The sequence below is a fragment of the Streptomyces sp. NBC_00076 genome, assembly GCF_045041235.1.
Taxonomy (GTDB): Bacteria; Actinomycetota; Actinomycetes; order Streptomycetales; family Streptomycetaceae; genus Streptomyces.
Map to the genome: position 1 here is coordinate 7,650,885 of NZ_CP108242.1, position 20,761 is coordinate 7,671,645.

Genomic DNA, 20,761 nt, shown 5'->3' on the forward strand with positions numbered 1-20,761 from the left:
GTGACAGGCGATGACCGCTGACTTCTCTCCCGAAGGGCGCCCGGAGCGCGCTCTGGCCAGTCTGCGCGGACTGGCCGTGGGGGACGCGCTGGGCTCGCAGTTCTTTATGCCGGTCAACTACCCGCTGCTGAAGGACCGCGAGCTGCCGCCCGGACCTTGGCAGTGGACCGACGACACGGAAATGGCGTGTTCCGTGGTCGCGGTACTCGCCGGCCACCAGCGCATCGACCAGGACGCCCTGGCCCGCTCCTTCGCCGAGCACCACGACTTCGACCGCGGGTACGGCCCCGCTGTCAACCGATTGCTGCGGCTGGTCCGTGAGGGCGGTGACTGGCGCGAGCTCGCCGCCAGGCTCTTCAACGGACAGGGGTCGTGGGGCAACGGCGCCGCGATGCGCGTCGCGCCTTTGGGCGCCTGGTATGCGGCGGACCCCGAGCAGGCGGTCCACCAGGCGGAGATCTCGGCCTATCCGACGCATCAGCACCGTGAGGCCGTGGTCGGTGCGATGGCCGTCGCCGCGGCTGCCGCACTGGTCGCCGCCCCGGGCGGACCGCCGACTCCCGAGACGCTCCTCGACGGCGTCCTCGCGCTGGTTCCGAAGAGTGCCGTCGGCGCGGGTCTGCGACGGGCCCGAGACATGCTCGACTACGCGGACCCCGCCACCGTCGCGGCCGTCCTGGGCTGCGGGCGGCGCACCACGGCCCACGACACCGTGCCCTTCGCCCTCTGGTCGGCGGCACGTTCTGTCGGGGACTACGAGCAGGCGTTCTGGACGACCGCGCAAGTCGGCGGCGACGTGGACACGACCTGCGCCATCGTGGGCGGAGTGATCGCGTCCGGGAGCGCGGGGGCGCCGCCTGCCCATTGGGTGGCGCGAACGGAAGCCTTTCCGGATTGGGTTCAGCTCTCTGCCTGACGAGTCCTTCCGCCTCTCGCACCTGCCTGCGGTCGCTCGCCGGGTCGAAGATGGCGAACTTCATCGAAACACTCTGTGCGCGATGGGAACTCTGCGTGACCGTCTCGGCGTTCTCGTGACAAGCGCTGCGTGATGCGTTCTCACGCAGAGTGACTGAACGTGTGAGTAACGGGGGGGGGCGGTCATGCAGTTCGTAAAGGATCTTGTCGTGCTGGTGCTGGTGCTGGTGCTGGTGGCGATGAGGTGGGTGCCGACGGCAGTCCCCGGTGCGCGGATGACCGGACCGGAGTCCTGGCCGTCGGTCCTCTGGAGGCGATCCGGCCATCCGTGGCTGTTCGTGGGGCGAGCCAGGTCAGCCGAGGCCCGGTCCGGCCGTACCCGCGAGAGCCTCAAGGTCGCTCCTGCGGACCCTGATCACCAACCAGGCGGTCACGAGGGCGAGTACCGCCATCGCCGCGGCCGCGATGAAGCCCGTCGAAATGCCCTGGGCGAGCACCTCGTGACCCCAGGGGGCCGGCAGCTGCTGCGTCTTGGCGAACTCTGCCTTCTGCTCCGTGGTCCCGTCGGTGAGGAACTGTGGCAGTTGCTTTTCCGCCTCGTCCTTGCTGGCGGAGCCGAACACCGTGGTCAGGATGGACAGGCCCAGCGAACCTCCCACCTGCTGCATGGTGTTGAGCAGTCCGGATGCCGCTCCCGCCTCATGTTGGGCCACGCCGGAGACAGCGGTGAGTGTCAGAGTGACGAAGTTCAGGCCCATACCGAAACCGAACACCAACATCGGCCCAAGGACTCCGCCGACGTAGGAGCTGTCGGAACTGATGAGGGTCTGCCAGGCCAGTCCGATGGCCGCGAGCGTCGAGCCCACGAGCATGAACGGTTTGGGTCCGAGGACCGGCAGGAACCGCTGAGACAGGCCGGCGCCCAGCGCGATCACGACCGTCACCGGCAGGAAGGCGAGCCCGGCCTTGATCGGGCTGTACCCCAGCACGTTCTGTACGAAGAGAACGATGTAGAAGAACATGCCGAACATCGCCGCGGCGAGGCTCAGCATGATCACGTATGTGCCCGAGCGGTTGCGGTCGGCGAACATCCTGAGCGGCGTGATCGGTTCTTTGGCGCGGGATTCGATGAAGGCGAAGGCCAGCAGCAGAACCACGGCAGCCCCGAAGGAACCGATGGTCAGGCTGTCCCGCCACCCGCTGTCGGCCGCCCGGATGAACCCGTAGACGAGCAGGGCCATTCCCGCGGTCGAGGTGAATGCCCCAAAGATGTCGAAGCGGCCGGTGTGCCGCTCGGATTCGCTGATGTACAGCGGTGTGAGCACGGCGATCAGTACACCGATGGGCACGTTGACGAAGAGTACCCACCGCCAGTCGAGCCACTCCGTGAGCATGCCTCCGGCGAGCAGTCCGATCGCGCCACCGCCTGCGGAGACCGCGGCGAATACGCCGAAGGCCCGGTTCCGTTCGGGCCCTTCGGGGAACGTGGTGGTGATGAGGGCCAGGGAAGTGGGCGACGCGATCGCGCCGCCCACGCCCTGCAGGACTCGGGCTGCCAGCAACTGCCAGGGTTCCTGGGCCAGTCCGCCGAGCAGCGATGCGAAGGTGAACAGCAGGATTCCGGTCATGAAGACCCGGCGCCTGCCGAGGATGTCGCCGGCTCGACCGCCCAGGAGCAGCAGTCCGCCGAAGGTGAGCGTGTAGGAGCTGACGACCCAGGTGAGGTCGGTGGTACTGAACTTGAGCGCGTCTTGAATGTGCGGGAGTGCGATGTTCACAATCGTCGCGTCGAGTACCACCATGAGTTGGCAGGCCGCGATGACGGTGAGTGCGAGGCCGGGATGTCCCTCTCGGCGGGGCCCACCCGGTTTCTGATTTTGAATCAATTGAGAGGTTGTCACTATGGTTCCCCCACAAATGCCTTAGTGAACGGTCGCGTTCACTGTTGCAGCTACGGTAGTGAGTCCCCGCTAGTGAACGCAAGCGTTCACTCTCCTTGGCTCTGCGCGTCTCGTCCCCCTCTGTCGCCGCGCAGTGCTCCCCCGCCTCGGAATCCCCGCTTCCCGTTTACTGGAGACGCTCAGATGGTTACCTCGCGCTGGACGGCCGCCCCCGCTCAGGCTTCTCCACGTCGGCGTGGTGCCGTCCTTGAGCGGGCGATCCTCGATGCCGCCCTCGAGCAACTCAGCGCGGTCGGCTGGAAAGGGCTGACGATGGAGGGCGTCGCGGCGGGTGCTCAGACGGGCAAGGCTGCCGTCTATCGACGCTGGCCGTCCAAGGAGGATCTGGTCGCGGACGCGTTGCGAGCCGGACTGCCGCGGCTCGAGGAGGTCCCCGATCTGGGCGGCGTGCGTGAGGATCTTCTCGCGCTGTGCCGGCGAACTCGCGACGCGATGTTCTCCAGGCCGGGGTTCGCACTCCGCGCGGTGATTCACGAATGCGACTCAGTGCAGGCGGAGCGTCTCCACGACGTGATCATCAAGGGGGTCGTCGAGCCCACAGTCAAACTACTCCGCGAGGCCATCACCCGTGGAATTGAGCGGGGTGACGTGCGCTCCGACGCCGCGAACGGCTACGTCTTCGACGTCATCCCGGCGATGATGATGTATCGCTCCAAAGTGTGCGCAAGCGAATGGACTGACCAGGATCTTGAGGAGATGATCGACCAGTTGATGCTTCCGCTGCTGCGGCCGACGCGTGGATGAGTGAGGCGGGCGCTGGCGGTGAAGTCGTTCGGGGAAACCGGGGTGTCGGGTGGTGATCCGAGCGGCGTACGCTAAGGGCGCCATGCCGTACGAACCTCCTACTCACACCGTCGAGCGCTCCCTCCGCGCCACGACCGGAGCGAAGATCATTGTCGGTGTCGACGAGGTGGGACGCGGCGCCTGGGCCGGCCCCGTCACCGTCTGCGCGGCGGTCACCGGTCTGCGTCGACCTCCCGAAGGCCTCACCGACTCCAAGCTGCTCACGGTCAAGCGGCGCACCGTTCTCGCCGAGACGCTGCGGGGATGGGTGACGTCATACGCCCTGGGGCATGCCTCTCCGGAGGAGATCGACCAGATGGGTATGACGGCCGCCTTGCGCATAGCGGCCGTGCGCGCTCTGGTGACGCTGCCGGTCCGTCCCGACGCGGTGATCCTCGACGGCAAGCACAACTACCTCGGATCCCCGTGGAACGTCCGTACGGTGATCAAGGGTGACCGTTCGTGCGTGGCGGTCGCGGCGGCGTCCGTGATCGCCAAGGTTCAGCGCGACAAAATGATGGCCGAACTGGGTATCGACCATGCAGACTTCGACTTTGCGGCCAACGCCGGGTATCCGTCGCCCGTGCACAAGGCCGCACTGGAGGAGCGGGGCCCCACCCCGTACCACCGGTTGTCGTGGGCGTATCTTGATGCGCTGCCCCAGTGGCAGCACCTCAAGAAGGTCCGCAGTTGGGCGGACGGAAGCGTTCCGGAGATCGAGGGTCAGCTCGGCTTCGATTTCTGACGATTCCGCTCGCACTCATGTGCCACCCGCCGACGCGAGCCGTACCAACGTTTGATAAATATCAGCTCATGCCTCTCATTCCCGAGGAGCCTCAGATTCACGAGAGTGCCCAGGGTCCCCGCGTGACTCCGGCCAGTGGCCGTACCGCGCCGACCCCCCGTCCTGTACCTGGTCCCCGCCCCGCAGCGCATCCGCGCCCCGGCCGGCCCGGCCCGCCGCGGCCGGCGCCCCCGGTGCAACATGCGCCGCGTGACGTGGCCGCGGCCAAGCCCGGACCGTCGGGCCCCGCCGCCCCTGTCGCGGCCGCTCCTGTTGCGGCTGCCCCGCAGATCCAGCTGATCCCGGCCTCCGCCGATGGCGCGCTCGATGCTGCCGAAGAAGCCGTCGACCTGCTCCTGGACTCGGGACGAGCCCCCGGTGATGTGTTGGTGATCACCACCGGCGCACTGCACCCGTGGGCCGCCCATGAACTGTCCTTCGGTGAAGCCTCCTACTGGGCACAGCACGACGCGGGCGACGACGTCTTCTACACGGACGCCGCCGTCGCCTCCCGCGCCGTAACCCGCCCCGTGGTCGTGGTCGCCGTCAACGGTGGCCCCGAACCCGCTGCGGCCGATGCCCTGCCGCTGGCGCATGCCCGGGCCGGTGCCCTGCTGATCGTCTGCGGTGACCCGCAGCAGATCAACTCGGTCCTGGCCGCGGGCGTCTGATCCGCATCCGGCATGTCCGGGGGCGTCGGGGGAGACGCAGGTGCCGTCACGGCGGCACCTGCACGGCGGGTGTCTCGGCCTGCACGCAATCGCCCCTTCGGTGCCCTTGTGCGGGCTGGGGGGCGGAGGGCGGGTCCGGGTGCGCGTCGCCGGGCCCGGGGCCGAGTCCGTGAAGCCGCCGGCTGTTACGAGATTGACGTGGTCTGTGAGAGCGACGCTCTGCGCATAGTCGACTCCGTAGTCCGTGGCGGTGGGTGCCTGGAACTCGTTCGTCGTGCGGGTGAGCTCCTCGCGGTACCGCCGGCGTCGGCTCGATCTTTGCCGCTCAGCGTCCTGAGTCCGCGCAGGGCCCCGCCCAGGGCGTGCTCAGAACACGGCGGGGCCTGTGTGCGATACGGGCACGCACCCAGGAATCCGGCGTCAGCGGGCCGCCGCGCGACGCAGAACCTCCGAGGCGGCGCCACCCGTACGTGGTAGTGGAGGCGGCGCCTCGGACAGGCCGAAGGGCTCCGGCACGGAGTCCGTGTTCGGTCGCCGCCCGCCTCGGCCCTCGCCCAGCACCTGCCAACCGTCCCGGGTCAGCGTGATGTACGCGCCGCAGCGCAAGCCGTGCAAGGTGCAGGCGTCGCGCAGTCCCCACATCCACGCACCGTCCTCCTCCGTCCAACGCGCGTCGCCCTCACGGCAGTAGAGCAGCACGGCGGTGCGCACTGGTGTACGCCTCCGCAGATCGTGCGGGATCACCCGGCGCAGTTGGGCGAGCAGCACGTTGCGGAACATCCAGCCGTCCGCCGGCGCCGAGCGGCGGGTGAAGGATGCGCTCGCCGTCAGCCGCTCGTCGGGATCAAGGACCGCCACGATCGCGGTCGCCGGTTTGGGGCGGTGCCGTGTGTGCAGCCCGCTGACGACCTCGCGAGGATTGCGCAGCAGGGGAATTCCTGCGGCGGCCCACTCCGCGGGTTCGAGCATGCGGGCCAGAGGGTTGGCGGGTGCGGCGGACAGATCGGCAGATGACGACGTCGACGCCGCGGAGGACGGAGCGAATCCGAAGGTCACGGTCCTCCCTTCGGCTACGCGCCCACACTGCGGGCGGGGTCGGATTCGGGGGAGCGCGCACCGCAGCAAAGCCCTACCGGACCACGGTGAGGAGTGCGGGGAGCGGACCTCAATTCTTCCTGTCGAACTTGGTTGCGGCAACGAGCAATTGGGCCTACCGAACCTTATTTACCGGTTTGCGATGTATATCCCTACCCAATGCGTCTGAGGGCGACCCCTGGGAGGTTTTGAGTACGACACGGTCGTGCGGCGAAACGAGCTCCCGACGTGGGGCACGGTCTGTCGAGGATGGCGCGGGGGTTGGCGCCGGCTCAGCCCCGTACGGCCAGGACCAGTGGCAACACCCCCTGCGCGCCGGACCGCAGGAGCTGGCGGGCGGCCACGGCGACCGTCCAGCCGGTCTCGGTCATGTCGTCGACGAGCAGCACCGGGCCGTCCGCGGCTTGGAGCGCAGCGCGTAGCGACGGGGGGACGGTGAGCGCTCCACTCAGGGCTCGGAGGCGTTGCGCACTGTTGGAGCGGTGCAGCGGCAGATCCGCCGCGTCGTCCGTGTAGGCGAGTGACCCCAGCAGCGGCAGGCGCCCGATCGCGGAGATTCTGGCGCCGAGCGACTCGATCAACTGTGGCCGGGTGCGCGAGGGCATGGTCACCACCCCGGCAGGGCGCGGCTGGGCGTCCGACGATCCCGACGCCCAGCCGTCCGGCGCCTTCGCCCAGTCGGCCAGCACGCTCACGACGGCGGTCACCACGTCGTCGGGGGCGGGGGCATCCGGGGTCTGGGGGGCGAGCAGCGGACGGAGTCGATTGCCCCAGCCGATGTCGGAGAGCCGCCCGAGTGCCCGGCCCGGTGTGGCCTGCTCGCTCGGCGGGATCCGGCCCTTGAGATCGACGCCGATGGCGGGGAGGCCGGTGGGCCACATCCGGCGAGGCTCCACCATGATGCCGGCCCGGGCCAGCGAGCCGCCGGCCGTATCCAGGGCGGTGGGCGAGACCTCGGCCGTGAAACGGGGGCCGGCGCAGTTGTCGCAACGGCCGCAGGGGGTCGCTTCCTCGTCGTCCAGCTGCTGCCGCAGGAACTCCATCCGGCAGCCGGACGTCGTGGCGTAGTCGCGCATGGCCTGTTGCTCGGTGGCGCGCTGCTTGGCGACCCAGGCGTAGCGCTCCGTGTCGTACGACCAGGGGGTGCCTGTGGAGACCCAGCCACCCTTGACGCGGTGGACGGCGCCGTCCACGTCGAGGACCTTGAGCATGGTCTCCAGGCGGGTGCGGTTCAGCTCGACCAGCGGTTCCAGCGCGGGCAGCGAAAGCGGCCGGTCCGCGCGCGCGAGGACATCGAGGGTACGGCGGACGGTCTCCTCGGGCGGAAACGCCACTGAGGCGAAGTAGGCCCAGATCGCCTCGTCCTCGCGGCCGGGCAGAAGCAGAACTTCGGCATGCTCGACACCGCGTCCGGCCCGGCCGACCTGCTGGTAGTAGGCGATCGGCGAGGAGGGCGAGCCGAGGTGGACGACGAAGCCAAGGTCCGGCTTGTCGAACCCCATACCGAGTGCGGAGGTGGCCACCAGGGCCTTGACCTGGTTCGCGAGAAGGGCCTCCTCGGCCTGCTGCCGCTCGGCGTTCTCCGTCTTGCCCGTGTACGAGGACACTGTGTGGCCGCACTGGCGCAGGAAGGCAGTGATCTCCTCGGCGGCGGCCACGGTGAGGGTGTAGATGATCCCGGACCCCGGTAGATCGCTGAGGTGATCGGCAAGCCATGCCAACCGGTGGGTCGCGTCCGGCAGTTGGAGCACGCTGAGGCTCAGGCTCTCGCGGTCCAACGGGCCACGCAGCACCAGGGCGTCCGAACCGGTTCCTGTGCCGAGCTGCTCGGCCACGTCCGCGGTGACCCGGGCGTTGGCGGTGGCGGTGGTGGCGAGCACCGGAACTCCCTGCGGGAGATCGGTGAGCATCGTGCGCAGCCGACGGTAGTCGGGCCGGAAGTCGTGGCCCCAGTCGGAGATGCAGTGGGCCTCGTCCACGACGAGGAGCCCGGTGGCAGCAGAGAGTTCGGGCAGTACGTTGTCCCTGAAATCCGGGTTGTTCAGTCGCTCGGGGCTGACCAGAAGGACGTCGACCGTGCCCGCGGCGACTTCGGCCCGGACGGTCTCCCACTCTTCGGTGTTCGAGGAGTTGATGGTCCGGGCACGGATGCCGGCACGGGCAGCCGCCCCCACCTGGTTGCGCATGAGGGCGAGCAGCGGAGACACGATCACGGTCGGCCCAGCCCCGCGCTCCCGCAGCAGGGCGGTCGCCACGAAGTACACCGCGGACTTGCCCCAGCCCGTGCGCTGCACGACGAGAGCTCGGCGTTTGTCGGCGACCAGTGCCTCGATCGCCCGCCACTGGTCCTCGCGCAGTCGGGCCGAGCCGGTGCTGTCCCCAACGAGTCGGACGAGGACCGCATCGGCTGCTGCGCGCAATTCCGCGTTGCTCGTGTGCGTCATGAGTCCATACAACAGGACGGTTCTGACTAGCGGGCTTACGCATGTGGAAAGCCAGGGCCGTGAGCATCCATTGATGTGTCCCTGATCGAACTTATCCACAGGCTCAAGCGGAAGTTCGTGATCCGCGAGAAAGTCTGCGCATGACGAATCACAGCGAAACGACTGGATCCGCCGGTAACGGCGACATCGGCGGAGGAGACGGATACAAGGCGCACGGGGGCCGGGGCGCGGGCGGCGAAGACACCGGGCCCGACGAGCAGCACGTCGAGTGCGTCACGTACGACGCCCACGGAAGCGATCACCAGGTCACCCTGCGTACACCGGGCGAACTGGCCGACGCCCTGCCCTATCTCCTCGGGTACCGCCCCGAGGACAGCATCGTCCTGGTCGCCCTGCACGACCGAGAAGGACGCGGCCGGTTCGGAGGGCGGGCCCGGCTCGGCATTCCCACGAACGAGGACGACTGGGACTCCGCGGCGCGACAGCTGGCCCACGGCTTGATCACGGGCAGCGAGAGGAGGGGTGCCAAGCCGGAGCAAATGGTCGCCTACCTCTGTCAGGAACCGGCAAAGGGCGAGTCCGGGCAGCGAGTGATGCAGCGGCTGTCCCGACTCGCCGGCCTGCTGCGCACGGAGTGCGGCCGGCTCGACGTGCCCGTTATCGAGGCCCTGTGCATCTCCGACGGGCGCTTCTGGTCGTACTGCTGCCCGAGTGAAGGGTGCTGCCCGGTCGAGGGACTCCCGATGGGACTGCCCGGCACGTCCGTGCTGGCCGCCGCCGCGACCTACGCCGGCCTACAGGTGCGCGGCACACTGCGGGAACTGCGGGGCAGGCTGTTGCCGTGGGAGACCTCAGCGGCATTGGAACAGGAGATCATCCTGGACACCACGAGCATGGCGCAGGTCCCCAGGATGTTCGACGAAGCCGACCGCTTGACCGTGGCCGAGGAGACGGTGGAGCTCGCCGAGCGGATCATGACCCGGTTCACCGAGGCGCCACGCGTCTCCGGCACTCTCGACGCGGACTTGCGCGACGACGCACTGCTCGGACATGAGGAGGCGGCCACGCTGATCCTCGGCCTCCAGGACCGCTCGACCCGTGATCGGGTCGCCGAGTGGATGGAGGGCGACGAGGCCGAGTCGGCGCTACGCCTCTGGCGCGCCTTGGCCCGCCGCTGCGTCGGCCCGTACGGTGAACACGCGGCGGCGCCGCTCACCCTCGTCGGCTGGGTCGCATGGTCGACCGGCGACGAGATCGAGGCCAGGGAAGCCTTGGCCATGGCCCTGGGTGCCGATCCTGACTACCTCTTCGCCCGGCTTCTGCACCAAGCCTGCAATGAGGGCCTGGACCCGGAGTCCATCCGGCGCTGCCTCCGCGCGGAACGCGAGACACGCAGCGTGAGCGCGCGGTCCGGATCTGGAGGAACTTGGGCGGCGCAGGAGGCCGAGGCGCTCCCACAGTCGTCTGCCGAAGCACCGCCTCATCAGGAAGCCGACGAGACGGCGTCACAGGGCGTGCCCAACGGCTTCGGCGCGGAGCCCTCGTCTCCTTCACCCGAGGCGTCTCCCCGACGCCGACGACGGACACGTCGCGGAGCCCGCCCTGACAGTCACCCTCGTCCCTCGGAAACGGGAGGACGGCCATCCGAAACGGACGGGCCTCGCGACCGGACACGGCCTGCGGCAGGTACGCGTCCCGGTGCCTCCCGAAAGGGAGGAGTGGGCCCTCGAGCCCTGCGGAAGGAGAGCGCGCAGCCACGCCCCTCGGGGAGGGAGAACGCGCGAGGACACGGCGCACGCTCCGAAGGCGTGCGGCCGGGAGGTGACGCCACCGAGGGGACGCCATGAGGCACCGGCGGCCTCGGAACGGCGTCCTCCCACGGTTGTGCCACCGACTGCGGCGGAAGGCGGACGCACTCCGGTGGACAGGGGGCAGCTGCGGGATGCCTTCCCCCACCTGCCCGCCTCGCCGCCCTTCGGACGGCTTCCGCGACCGCGGGCGTGACTCCGAAGAGGCTCGTCCCGTTCACCTGAGTGGCGGCACGCCTGGACCGGCGGCACCGTCCTTGTCCCTCAGGACCCCGCACCAGGCGCCGAACACGCCAGAGGCACACAGAGTGCAGAGGAAGCACCCCTTGCATCAGCCGACTCCGCCCTCCGCCCCAGACGACGGTCGCCAGTCCCCCAGTACGCCCGCGCCGACGGGGAAAGGAGGCATCACACGGCCATCGGATGAGCTCTCCTGCGTAACCTCATCAGGGCAGGTGAGGCGACTGCAGGCCGAACAGCCCGTTGACGAGGAGCACTCCCCCTCGGGACAGGACCAGCACCCCTCCCCGTGGGATCGGCCTGGACGGCGCCCGACGGGACCCACGGGACAGGAGCTGCTCTCGCGCTCGAATCAGCCTCTCCGTCCCACCTCGCCGCCGTCTCAGGGCTGGTCGTCGGCGGCCCCGGGACGGGCTCCGACCCCCACCAGGGGCCGTCGCCCGCTTCCCTCGGCTTCACAAGGCCAACCGGCACCGGCGTCGGTCCCGGTTCCCCGGCGCCCGCCCGACCTGCCCCCGGCCCACACGGCCCTCATCTGCGTCGCGCTCCCCGGCCTCGCCATCTCCACGGAGCAGGGCCAGCTGACCGGTCAAGGACTGGAGGGGTTCTACCGCGCGGGCCGACGCACGCTCTCGCGCTGCCAGGTCCGCGTCGCCGGACGCGAACCGATCGCGGTCCAGGGTCGGACCATCGCGGCGGACCGTGCACGCTTTGTAGGCGCCCTTCGCGCGTCCCCCGGTAGCGGCCCGGACCCGGACGTCGTGGTCGAACGCATCCGCCATGCGGACGGCATGGAACGCATCACCCTCCACAGCGCGGCCTCGCGCCCACTGCGGCTGCCGGTGGAGGTCGCCCTGGGCACGGACCTGGCGGACCTGGGAACGATCGCCTCCGGCCGCGCAGGACCCGAACTGCCTGCCAGCGTCCACGACTCGGGCCTGCGATGGTCCGGCACCGGGGCCAGCGCCTCGGTCACGGCCGACCCGCCGCCCACCGACGCCCTGGCCTCCGCAGGGCTGCTGCGCTGGGAGTTCGAAGTATTACCAGGCAACACGGTGACCGTGGAACTGCGCGTACAGATGGGTGGCGCAGGGCCCGTTCGGGCTGTGGGACGCGCGGCGACGAGCCCCTTGGCACCAGCACGGGCGATCGGCGACCACCCCGGCGTCCAGGCGCTGCTGCACACGAGCATCGAGGACCTCCAGGCCCTGCTGCTGCGCGACCCGGCGCACCCGGCCGACACACATCTGGCGGCGGGCGTGCCCTGGCGCTGCGGCATGGCACCGGCCGAGGCACTCGCCGCCGCTCGGATGACGCTGCCCTTGGGGACCCGACTCGCGGTGGGCACACTGCGCACTCTCGCACGCACACAACTCCTGGCCCCCGGCCCAGGGGCGGGCATGATCCCCGGCCCTCGTCGGGATGCCGGGCCGCATCTGCCGCCGACCTGTACGGGGACGGAGGCGACCCTGCTCTTCCCGGTGTTGCTCGCGGAAGCCCGCTGCTGGGGTCTTTCGCAGCAGGAGACGGCGGAGCTGCTGCCGGCGGCCGAGCGCTGTCTTGCCTGGCTGCGCACCAGTCTGGGCGACGGAACGTATCTGAGCGATCCGTACTCCGCAGGCCCTGTCCGCTGCGAGACACAGGCCCACGCCCACCGTGCGGCACTCCTCGGCGCCGACCTGCTCGATGCGTGCGGCCGACCGGGCGGCGACGGGTTGCGGCAGTGGGCGAGGCAGCTGCGGGTGGCCTTCCGTGCGGAGTTCTGGCTCGAGGACCGCAGCGGCGGTCGGCCCGCGGCGGCCCGTGCCCCGGACGGGCGCTTCGTGACGCAGTTGGGTGCCGCGGCTGCTCAGCTTCTCGACACCGGACTGCTGGGGGGAGGCCGGTATGCGCCGGGGCTGCTCGACCGGGTGCAGACCGAACAGCTCGCCCGACTGCTCGGGAGCCCACCGCTGGACTCCGGCTGGGGTCTGCGAGGGCTTGGCGTGAAGGAAAGGGGTTATAACCCCTTCGGACACCGTGCCGGTGCCGTTCGGGTTCAGGAGACGGCGATCGCCGTGGCGGGCCTGGCCGCCGCAGGCTACGAGAAGGAGAGCACGTCGCTGTTGAAGGGGGTCTTGGCGGCAGCCGAGACCTTCGGCCACCGGCTGCCCGAGATGTACGCGGGGGAGCAGCGCACCGATGGCAGCACCCCGCTTCCCCATGTTGCGGCCTGCCGTCCCTCGGCCACGGCAGCGGCCGCCGGAGTTCTGTTGCTGACGACCCTCGCGGGCATCCGTCCCGACGTCCCGGCCAGTACGGTCACGCTGCGGCCGGTGCGCAGCGCCCCACTCGGCGAGCTCGGACTGACCGGACTGCGGGTCGCGGGCGCCCCCTTCTCGGTACGTGTCAGCCGACTCGGGCTCGCCATGGTCGAGGAGGCGGCCGAGGGATTGCAACTGGGCGTGTGACCTCGGACGACACGCACTCGGGTGACGGCCCGGAGAGAACTGTGAGCCTTGACCGACGGAAGTGGATCAACCCCCTGTACGACCGACGAAGGGAGTGTTTATCGTCAAGCAGACGACTATGATCGCCGCATGCCCTACGACCCGTCAGCCTTCCCGCCCTTTGCCGTCACCGTGGACCTGGTCGTGCTGACCGTGCGCCGTCACGCCCTGTGCGCGCTGGCGGTGCGTAGGGGCGAACCGCCGTTCCAGGGGCGTTGGGCGCTCCCCGGCGGCTTCGTACGGGCCGACGAGGACCTGGCACAGGCAGCGGCACGCGAACTGGCCGAGGAGACCGGACTGCGCGCCCATGACCCGTCCGTCCCCGCTCAGGACAACGGTGCCCATCTGGAACAACTCGCGACGTATGGCGACCCCAAGCGCGACCCCCGGATGCGCGTGGTCAGTGTCGCCCACCTCGCTCTCGCTCCCGACCTGCCCGCTCCCCGGGCGGGCGGCGACGCCAGCAACGCGCGCTGGGCACCCGTCGAAGAGCTGTTGCAGCAGAACGGTTACGGCCGCGACGGCGAACCGATCGCTCCGCTCGCCTTCGACCATGCCCAGATCCTGGCGGACGGCGTGGAACGGGCGCGCTCAAAGATCGAATACTCGTCGCTGGCCACCGCCTTCTGCACACCCGAGTTCACCGTCGGGGAGCTGCGCCGCGTCTACGAGGCGGTGTGGGGCGTGGCGCTCGACCCGCGCAATTTCCACCGCAAGGTGACTGGCACACCCGGCTTCCTCGTGCCCACCGGGGGTACGACCACCCGCCAGGGCGGACGCCCCGCCCAACTCTTCCGCGCCGGCGGAGCCACTCTGCTCAACCCTCCGATGCTGCGCCCCGAGGTGTGACACCGGCGCACGCGGGGCGGGAAGCCGACGGGTTCCCGCCCGACCGGTGAACTGCATCGTTCGTTGCGAACGACGAAACGGAGCCGAAGGCGCTGTTCTCGCTGCGGAGTGGGCCCTGCGGTGCCCGGAAAAACGGACATAGCGCGCTATCTTGATTCGGGTGATCCAGGCCTTCGGACTGACCAGCAACACCCGCAGGGACCTTCCGCCCGCTGTCGACGACCTCTCCCTCGAGGCGCGCGCAGGCCGTGTCACCGCACTCCTCGGAGCCCCTGGCTCGGGCAAGACGACCGCGCTCAGGCTGATGCTCGAACTGCAACAGGGCCGTGGCATCACCTACTTCAGAGGCCGTCCCCTGCACCGCATCGCCCACCCGTCGCTTGAAGTCGGTGTGTTGCTGGGCGATGTGCCAGGTCATCCCGACCGTACCGTACGGGGACATCTGCGCATGCTGTGCGCCGCGGCGGGCGTACCGGTGCGGCGCGCTGACGAAGTCCTCGAAGCAGTGGGCCTCGTCAGTCTGCGCGACGAACGCCTCGGCACCCTGTCGCGTGGCATGGACCGCCGCCTCGGTCTGGCCTGCGCGCTGCTTCCGGACCCCCACACGCTCCTGCTCGACGAGCCCGCCGACGGCCTTTCCAGCCGCGAGTGCCAGTGGCTCCACGGCATGCTGCGGGCCCACGCAGCCCAGGGCGGCACGGTCCTGCTCACCACTGCCGACCCCAAGGAAGCCGTGCGCGCCGCCGACCGCGTGGTCACCCTGGACAAGGGCAGGTTCGTCGCCGACCAGGACGTGCACGACTTTGCTCGCACGCGACTACGCCCCCGCGTCGCCGTCCGTACCCCGCACGCCGCCCGCCTCGCGGCGCTGATCGCCAAGGAGGCCCGTACCGCCCAGCGCTCCGTCGAGGTCGTTCGGGAGGAAGGCAATCGCCTCTCCGTGTACGGCAGTACCTGCGCCGACGTCGGCGAGACGGCGTTCCGCCACGGAGTGCTCGTTCATCAACTTGCCGACGAGGTCGGAGACATGGGTCCTGAAGCAGCGTGCCCATCGGAGACCGAGCAGGGGCCCGCAGAGGCGCAGCCACGTGCCGCGGCACCGGAATCCGCCGAAACTGACGTGCCCCACGACGTCGAGCTGTCCGTCGGCACGAGCGAGCGAGAGCGGCGGGTGAAGGGGAGCGCACCCTCTGCCGAGGCGCTCCGGTCCGTCGATCCACTGTCGCCCCTCCCACCCCCCATTTCGGTCCGCTCCGCACCCAGTCCACTTCGGCCGCTGCGCTATGAGCTGCGACGAGCGGCCGGAGTGGGAACTGGGTTCCTCACCGCGGCCGCCGTCCTCGTCGCCTCCGCCCTCACCGCCGTCTTCCTGGCCCGTGTGGGACACACGCCTCAACCACGCCTGCTGGCCGCGTGGCCGCGGGAACTGCCCCTGCCGCCCGCGGCCCTCGGGGCAGGTCTGCTCGGGTCACTCGCCTTCGGCGACGAGTTCCGCCACCCCGCCCTGGCGGCGGACCGCGGCACCGTGCCCCGCCGACTCGGGCTGCTCGCCGCCAAACTCGTCGTCAGCGCGGCCACCGCGCTCCTGCTGGCCTTCCTGACGGTGGGCTGCGACGTCGAGGTTCTCTATCTCGTCTACGGACGGGAACTGGCGGAGGTTCCCGCCGACTGGCCCGCCCTGAGCGCCAGTTGGATCGGGCTGGTGGTCGGCTGCGCCTGGGCGGGAGTGCTGGCCGCGGGAATCTTCCGGTCAACCACGGCCGGGCTCGCCGCCTTGGTGGCGGTACCCGTCGTCGTCGTGCCGCTCGTACAAAAGGTCTTCGAAGGAGCGTCCGTGCGGGCTGCGGCTGGGTTTCCCGTACGGCTGCGCGAGGTGTTCCTGCTGCAGTGGCCCTTCGGTGGAGAGCGCTATCTCGAGGTCGCCGCACGCGTGATCGTCCAACCCGTCGGCAGTGCAATGACGTTGTCGCTCACCGCCCTGCTCTGTGCATATCTGCTCACCAGCCTGCGCGGCAGGGTTCGCTGACGACCGTCCGTGCCTTCGCGGTTCCACCCTGCGCACAACTTCCCGGGAAGGCCCATTTCTTTCCGATAAGGCGTCAATTGCGACGGGGTGAGCGATCACCCTTTCGTGTGCTTTTCACCAAAGACCTCAAGGGAGTTGGAAGCGGCGCCGACAAAGGATCCGTGAGTACCCTTGCGCACACCATGATGACCGCCGCCCGCTCCGCAGACTCCGGCCTCGCCGGCCCGGGCGAACTCGACCGCTATCCCTACGCGGAGGCAGCCACCGCCGGCCGTGTCGGAATCCCCTCGTGGGACAGCGCGGACCCGGAGCTGGGCCGGGTGGGCCGACGTGCTGCCGGCAGCCGCGGACGCGGACTGCACGGCCAACTCGTCCAACAGCTCGGCCAGATGATCGTTTCCGGTGATCTGGGCGCCGACCGTCCGCTGGTGCCCGAGGAGATCGGCCAGCGTTTTGAGGTGTCCCGCACCGTCGTCCGTGAGTCGCTCCGCGTCCTGGAGGCCAAGGGCCTGGTCAGTGCGCGCCCGAACGTCGGCACGCGCGTGCGCCCCGTCAGTGACTGGAACCTCCTCGATCCGGACATCATCGAATGGCGGGCCTTCGGGCCGCAGCGCGACGACCAGCGCCGCGAGCTGAGCGAACTGCGCTGGACGATCGAACCGCTCGCCGCCCGGCTGGCCGCGGGGCACGGGCGTGAAGAGGTCCAGCAACGGCTCACCGACATGATCGAGATCATGGGCCACGCCATGGCGCAGGGCGACGCGCTCACGTTCTCCCGTGCGGACGCGGAGTTCCACTCCCTGCTCATCCAGATCGCCGGCAACCGCATGCTGGAGCACCTTTCAGGGATCGTGTCGGCCGCCCTTCAGGTCTCCGGCAATCCCGTCACCGGTTGTGACCGGCCGAACGAGGCCTCTCTGGCGCACCACGGACGGATCGTCGACGCGCTGGCCGCCGGCGACGGTGCGGCGGCCGAGACGGCCATGCGGCAACTGCTCACCGTCCACCCCGAAGTGGAGCGCGTGGTGCCCGCGCCGCGCGAGCACTGACCGCGCATCCCTCCCGGGCGGCCCGGACGGGACTATCTCTCCCCAACGGTGGCCCCTGCCCGCAAGCCGCCACCAGTCGGACCCCGCAGAACCCCCAGGGATTCTGCGGGGTCCGACGGTGCGACGAGGGGGCGAGCCCGCCGAGGCGATCCATTCCAGGCCGCGATTAGTCACATATGTCCATATATGAACATTTTTGAGCGTTTACGGGGTGTGACTCGGGCCACGCAGATTGGGCGTAACGCTCGTGGGAGCAGCGCGATGACCTAAGAGGTGACAGCCGCGGAGGGAATACGGACGCCGTTCAAGGCGCTGTGCATCTTCCCGGCCCCCGCCCGCGCCGTCGGCCCATCCCCAGGCCGGTGGTCGGCTCCTGTCCATCATGGACGGGGCCGGAAGCCGTTTTCCAACGTTCCGAGAGGTTGTTCGTGTCGGCCAGCACATCCCGTACGCTCCCGCCGGAGATCGCCGAGTCCGTCTCTGTCATGGCGCTCATTGAGCGGGGAAAGGCTGAGGGGCAGATCGCCGGCGATGACGTGCGTCGGGCCTTCGAAGCTGACCAGATTCCGGCCACTCAGTGGAAGAACGTACTGCGCAGCCTCAACCAGATCCTCGAGGAAGAGGGTGTGACGCTGATGGTCAGTGCCGCGGAGCCCAAGCGCACCCGAAAGAGCGTCGCAGCGAAGAGCCCGGCCAAGCGCACCGCCACCAAGACGGTCGCGGCGAAGACGGTGACCACCAAGAAGGCCACCGCCACCGCCACGCCGGCGGCGCCCGCCGCCGAGGTCTCCGTCGAGGACGACGCGCCCGCCAAGAAGGCAGCAGCCAAGAAGACGACGACCGCCAAGAAGGCGGCCGCGAAGAAGACCGTCGCCAAGAAGGCGACGACGGCCAAGAAGGCGACCGCCGGCAAGGACGACGCCGAGGCCGTCGAGGATGAGGTCCTCGAGGAAGTCAAGCCCGGCGAAGAGGAAGAGGAGGGGGCCGAGAACAAGGGCTTCGTCCTCTCCGACGACGACGAGGACGACGCGCCCGCCCAGCAGGTCGCCGTGGCCGGTGCCACCGCAGACCCCGTCAAGGACTACCTCAAGCAGATCGGCAAGGTCCCCCTGCTCAACGCCGAGCAGGAGGTCGAGCTCGCCAAGCGTATCGAGGCCGGACTGTTCGCCGAGGACAAGCTGGCCAACGCCGACAAGCTTGCGCCGAAGCTCAAGCGTGAGCTGGAGATCATCGCCGAGGACGGTCGCCGCGCCAAGAACCACCTTCTGGAGGCCAACCTCCGCCTGGTGGTCTCCCTGGCCAAGCGCTACACCGGTCGCGGCATGCTCTTCCTGGATCTCATCCAGGAGGGCAACCTCGGTCTGATCCGCGCGGTCGAGAAGTTCGACTACACCAAGGGCTACAAGTTCTCCACCTACGCCACCTGGTGGATCCGTCAGGCGATCACTCGCGCGATGGCAGACCAGGCCCGCACCATCCGTATCCCGGTGCACATGGTCGAGGTCATCAACAAGCTCGCGCGCGTGCAGCGCCAGATGCTCCAGGACCTGGGCCGCGAGCCCACCCCGGAGGAGCTGGCCAAGGAACTCGACATGACCCCCGAGAAGGTCATCGAGGTCCAGAAGTACGGTCGCGAGCCCATCTCGCTGCACACCCCCCTGGGCGAGGACGGCGACAGCGAGTTCGGTGACCTCATCGAGGACTCCGAGGCGGTCGTCCCGGCCGACGCAGTCAGCTTCACGCTTCTCCAGGAGCAACTGCATTCCGTCCTGGACACACTGTCCGAGCGCGAGGCCGGCGTCGTCTCCATGCGCTTCGGTCTCACTGACGGTCAGCCGAAGACTCTCGACGAGATCGGCAAGGTGTACGGCGTCACGCGCGAGCGCATCCGTCAGATCGAGTCCAAGACCATGTCGAAGCTGCGTCACCCGTCGCGTTCGCAGGTGTTGCGCGACTACCTCGACTAGGTTGCGGTCGTACGACGTCGAAGGCCCGGTCTCCGAGTGGTGCCGGGCCTTCGTGTTGCCCCGGCGGCGGGCTCTCGCGCTGCGACCGGCAGTGGTCTGCATACGCTGGGTGTCCGACCATCATCCCGGAGTGAGGAGCGTGCATGCGATCTCGCATTGCCCGGGCACTGGCCCGGCCGCTGGCTCTGGCGGCCGCCGCAGCTGCCATACCACTTCTGTCCGCCGCCCCTGTGTCCGCCGACAACATCGTCGTCGGGGGGTTCCCGGTCGACGTGTCCGAGAGCCCGTGGACGGTGGCACTGTCCAGCCGTGACCGGTTCGGGGGTACGCGCGCGGGGCAGTTCTGCGGCGGTGTGGCCGTCGGCCGGTCCACGGTGCTCACCGCGGCTCACTGTCTCGGCGAGGACGTCCTGGGTGGCCCACCGGACAGCGTGCGCGACCTCAAGGTCATCGCGGGTCGTACGGATCTCCTCACCGATCAGGGGCAGGAAATTCCCGTACGCGAAACCTGGGTGAATCCGCACCACGACGGTGTGACCAACTCCGGGGACTTCGCCGTTCTCACTCTCGCCGAGCCGTTGCCGCAAAGCTCAGTGATCGCCATGGCGCCTACCGGGGATCCGGCGTACGAGCCGGGGACGGAGGCCGCGGTGTACGGCTGGGGGGACATCACGGGCGGCGGGGACTATGTGCACACTCTGCGGGCCGCACGCGTGCGTGTGCTGCCCGACGCGCTGTGCGAGCAGGCGTATCCGGGAAATGCTGACGGGACGTACCTCGCCGACACGATGCTGTGCGCCGGGGAGGAAGAGGGCGGTCGCGATGCCTGCCAGGGAGACAGCGGCGGGCCGCTGGTCGCCCGGGGGAAGCTCGTAGGGCTGGTGTCCTGGGGGAGTGGCTGCGGTCGCGCGGGCAGTCCTGGCGTCTACACGCGGGTGTCCGAGGTTCTGCGGGCACCGGTCTGGGGTGCCGGAGCCAGGAGCCCTGTGGCGGCGCCTGGCGGAGACTGACGGCCTCTGTGCGGGTACGAAGCACGGGTGGGTGCCCCTGAGAGCAGGGGCGCCCACCCGTCATCCGGCCTCTGCCGGTGCTGGCTCGTCGTGGAACGCGAGTGTCAGCGCTCCTCTTCGGCGGCTGCTGCAGGAGCAGCCGTCAGGCGCTCGGACTCGTCCTGTATCTCAGCGGCGATCTTCTTGAGTTCCGGCTCGAACTTGCGGCCGTGGTGGGCGCAGAAGAGCAGTTCTCCGCCGCTCAGCAGGACGACGCGCAGATATGCCTGGGCGCCGCAGCGGTCGCAGCGGTCGGCGGCCGTCAGTGGGCTCGCGGGGGTCAGAACAGTAGTCACGTCGCCTCTTCTCTAGCTCGACGAGCTGTCGTACCAGTGTCAACATCCAACCAGCCCGAAAACGTTCCCGCTCGTGGCTTTTCCTGGAAAAAATCTCTCCGGGCGGCTGTCTGTTTGCCGGTTGGCGGCGAATGTGCCGTATTGCGTGTCTTTGTGTCTTACGGGTTCGCGCTGTCGGTCGGGGTCAGTCCTGCCGGCTGGGTTGCCGGTTGTTCATGAGGACGTGCCCGGAGCCTAAATGGTTCATGCCTGGAAGGGAACGTGATATGTACTTCACTCAATCGAGGGATCGAACATGCATGCGACTCTGGACTAGTGTGAGTTCAGACGAGGGT

General features: G+C 69.3%; 15 protein-coding genes. 11 read left to right on the forward strand and 4 right to left on the reverse strand.

The window, feature by feature from the left end:
* The first annotated feature begins 10 nt into the window (after positions 1 to 10).
* Positions 11 to 916, forward strand: coding sequence for an ADP-ribosylglycohydrolase family protein (locus OHA64_RS34825; RefSeq protein ID WP_405619988.1), 906 nt, complete (start codon positions 11 to 13; stop codon positions 914 to 916).
* 352 nt (positions 917 to 1,268) lie between these two features.
* On the opposite strand, the gene OHA64_RS34830 is transcribed toward OHA64_RS34825, so the two are convergent.
* Entirely contained in the window at positions 1,269 to 2,816 is a 1,548-nt protein-coding gene (locus tag OHA64_RS34830) for an MFS transporter (protein WP_405619990.1), read from the reverse strand.
* A gap of 183 nt (positions 2,817 to 2,999) precedes the next feature.
* On the opposite strand from OHA64_RS34830, the gene OHA64_RS34835 reads away from it, so the two are divergent.
* From OHA64_RS34835 to OHA64_RS34845, 3 genes are all read left to right on the forward strand, one after another.
* Positions 3,000 to 3,620 (forward strand): TetR/AcrR family transcriptional regulator, encoded by a 621-nt coding sequence (locus OHA64_RS34835; protein WP_405619992.1) that lies wholly within the window; start codon positions 3,000 to 3,002, stop codon positions 3,618 to 3,620.
* An 82-nt stretch (positions 3,621 to 3,702) separates the two neighbouring features.
* On the forward strand, positions 3,703 to 4,404 hold the full coding sequence (locus OHA64_RS34840; protein ID WP_405619994.1) for a ribonuclease HII: 702 nt from the start codon (positions 3,703 to 3,705) through the stop codon (positions 4,402 to 4,404).
* A 68-nt stretch (positions 4,405 to 4,472) separates the two neighbouring features.
* Positions 4,473 to 5,114, forward strand: a complete 642-nt coding sequence (locus tag OHA64_RS34845; protein WP_405619996.1) for a hypothetical protein — start codon at positions 4,473 to 4,475, stop codon at positions 5,112 to 5,114.
* 420 nt (positions 5,115 to 5,534) lie between these two features.
* On the opposite strand, the gene OHA64_RS34850 is transcribed toward OHA64_RS34845, so the two are convergent.
* Positions 5,535 to 6,170, reverse strand: coding sequence for a hypothetical protein (locus tag OHA64_RS34850; RefSeq protein ID WP_405619998.1), 636 nt, complete (start codon positions 6,168 to 6,170; stop codon positions 5,535 to 5,537).
* A gap of 311 nt (positions 6,171 to 6,481) precedes the next feature.
* Positions 6,482 to 8,653, reverse strand: a complete 2,172-nt coding sequence (locus tag OHA64_RS34855; protein WP_405620000.1) for a RecQ family ATP-dependent DNA helicase — start codon at positions 8,651 to 8,653, stop codon at positions 6,482 to 6,484.
* A gap of 140 nt (positions 8,654 to 8,793) precedes the next feature.
* On the opposite strand from OHA64_RS34855, the gene OHA64_RS34860 reads away from it, so the two are divergent.
* The 7 genes from OHA64_RS34860 (at position 8,794) to OHA64_RS34890 (ending at position 20,091) form a co-directional block, all read left to right on the forward strand.
* Entirely contained in the window at positions 8,794 to 10,500 is a 1,707-nt protein-coding gene (locus OHA64_RS34860) for a DUF4192 family protein (RefSeq protein ID WP_405620002.1), read from the forward strand.
* Positions 10,501 to 11,234: 734 nt separating this feature from the next.
* The gene (locus tag OHA64_RS34865; protein WP_405624241.1) at positions 11,235 to 13,151 is read left to right on the forward strand and encodes a glycogen debranching N-terminal domain-containing protein; all 1,917 of its coding nucleotides are present in this window, start codon (positions 11,235 to 11,237) and stop codon (positions 13,149 to 13,151) included.
* A 129-nt stretch (positions 13,152 to 13,280) separates the two neighbouring features.
* On the forward strand, positions 13,281 to 14,039 hold the full coding sequence (locus OHA64_RS34870; RefSeq protein ID WP_405620004.1) for an NUDIX domain-containing protein: 759 nt from the start codon (positions 13,281 to 13,283) through the stop codon (positions 14,037 to 14,039).
* A 160-nt stretch (positions 14,040 to 14,199) separates the two neighbouring features.
* Positions 14,200 to 16,065, forward strand: coding sequence for an ATP-binding cassette domain-containing protein (locus OHA64_RS34875; protein WP_405620006.1), 1,866 nt, complete (start codon positions 14,200 to 14,202; stop codon positions 16,063 to 16,065).
* Positions 16,066 to 16,226: 161 nt separating this feature from the next.
* Positions 16,227 to 17,114 (forward strand): FadR/GntR family transcriptional regulator, encoded by an 888-nt coding sequence (locus OHA64_RS34880; RefSeq protein WP_405620008.1) that lies wholly within the window; start codon positions 16,227 to 16,229, stop codon positions 17,112 to 17,114.
* Between the two features lie 428 nt (positions 17,115 to 17,542).
* Positions 17,543 to 19,081, forward strand: a complete 1,539-nt coding sequence (locus OHA64_RS34885; RefSeq protein ID WP_405620010.1) for an RNA polymerase sigma factor — start codon at positions 17,543 to 17,545, stop codon at positions 19,079 to 19,081.
* A gap of 143 nt (positions 19,082 to 19,224) precedes the next feature.
* A complete protein-coding gene (locus OHA64_RS34890) occupies positions 19,225 to 20,091 on the forward strand; it encodes a serine protease (RefSeq protein ID WP_405620012.1) in 867 nt (288 codons plus the stop codon).
* 104 nt (positions 20,092 to 20,195) lie between these two features.
* Here the strand turns inward: OHA64_RS34890 and OHA64_RS34895 are convergent, their stop codons facing one another.
* Positions 20,196 to 20,426 (reverse strand): hypothetical protein, encoded by a 231-nt coding sequence (locus tag OHA64_RS34895; RefSeq protein WP_405620014.1) that lies wholly within the window; start codon positions 20,424 to 20,426, stop codon positions 20,196 to 20,198.
* Between the last annotated feature and the right edge of the window lie 335 nt (positions 20,427 to 20,761).

What these genes read in the sequence shown, in the direction of transcription:
- OHA64_RS34825 (WP_405619988.1), top strand. Translation starts at nt 11, where the DNA reads ATGACCGCTGACTTCTCTCCCGAAGGGCGCCCGGAGCGCGCTCTGGCC.
- OHA64_RS34835 (WP_405619992.1), top strand. Translation starts at nt 3,000, where the DNA reads ATGGTTACCTCGCGCTGGACGGCCGCCCCCGCTCAGGCTTCTCCACGT.
- OHA64_RS34840 (WP_405619994.1), top strand. Translation starts at nt 3,703, where the DNA reads ATGCCGTACGAACCTCCTACTCACACCGTCGAGCGCTCCCTCCGCGCC.
- OHA64_RS34845 (WP_405619996.1), top strand. Translation starts at nt 4,473, where the DNA reads ATGCCTCTCATTCCCGAGGAGCCTCAGATTCACGAGAGTGCCCAGGGT.
- OHA64_RS34855 (WP_405620000.1), bottom strand. Translation starts at nt 8,653, where the DNA reads ATGACGCACACGAGCAACGCGGAATTGCGCGCAGCAGCCGATGCGGTC.
- OHA64_RS34860 (WP_405620002.1), top strand. Translation starts at nt 8,794, where the DNA reads ATGACGAATCACAGCGAAACGACTGGATCCGCCGGTAACGGCGACATC.
- OHA64_RS34870 (WP_405620004.1), top strand. Translation starts at nt 13,281, where the DNA reads ATGCCCTACGACCCGTCAGCCTTCCCGCCCTTTGCCGTCACCGTGGAC.
- OHA64_RS34890 (WP_405620012.1), top strand. Translation starts at nt 19,225, where the DNA reads ATGCGATCTCGCATTGCCCGGGCACTGGCCCGGCCGCTGGCTCTGGCG.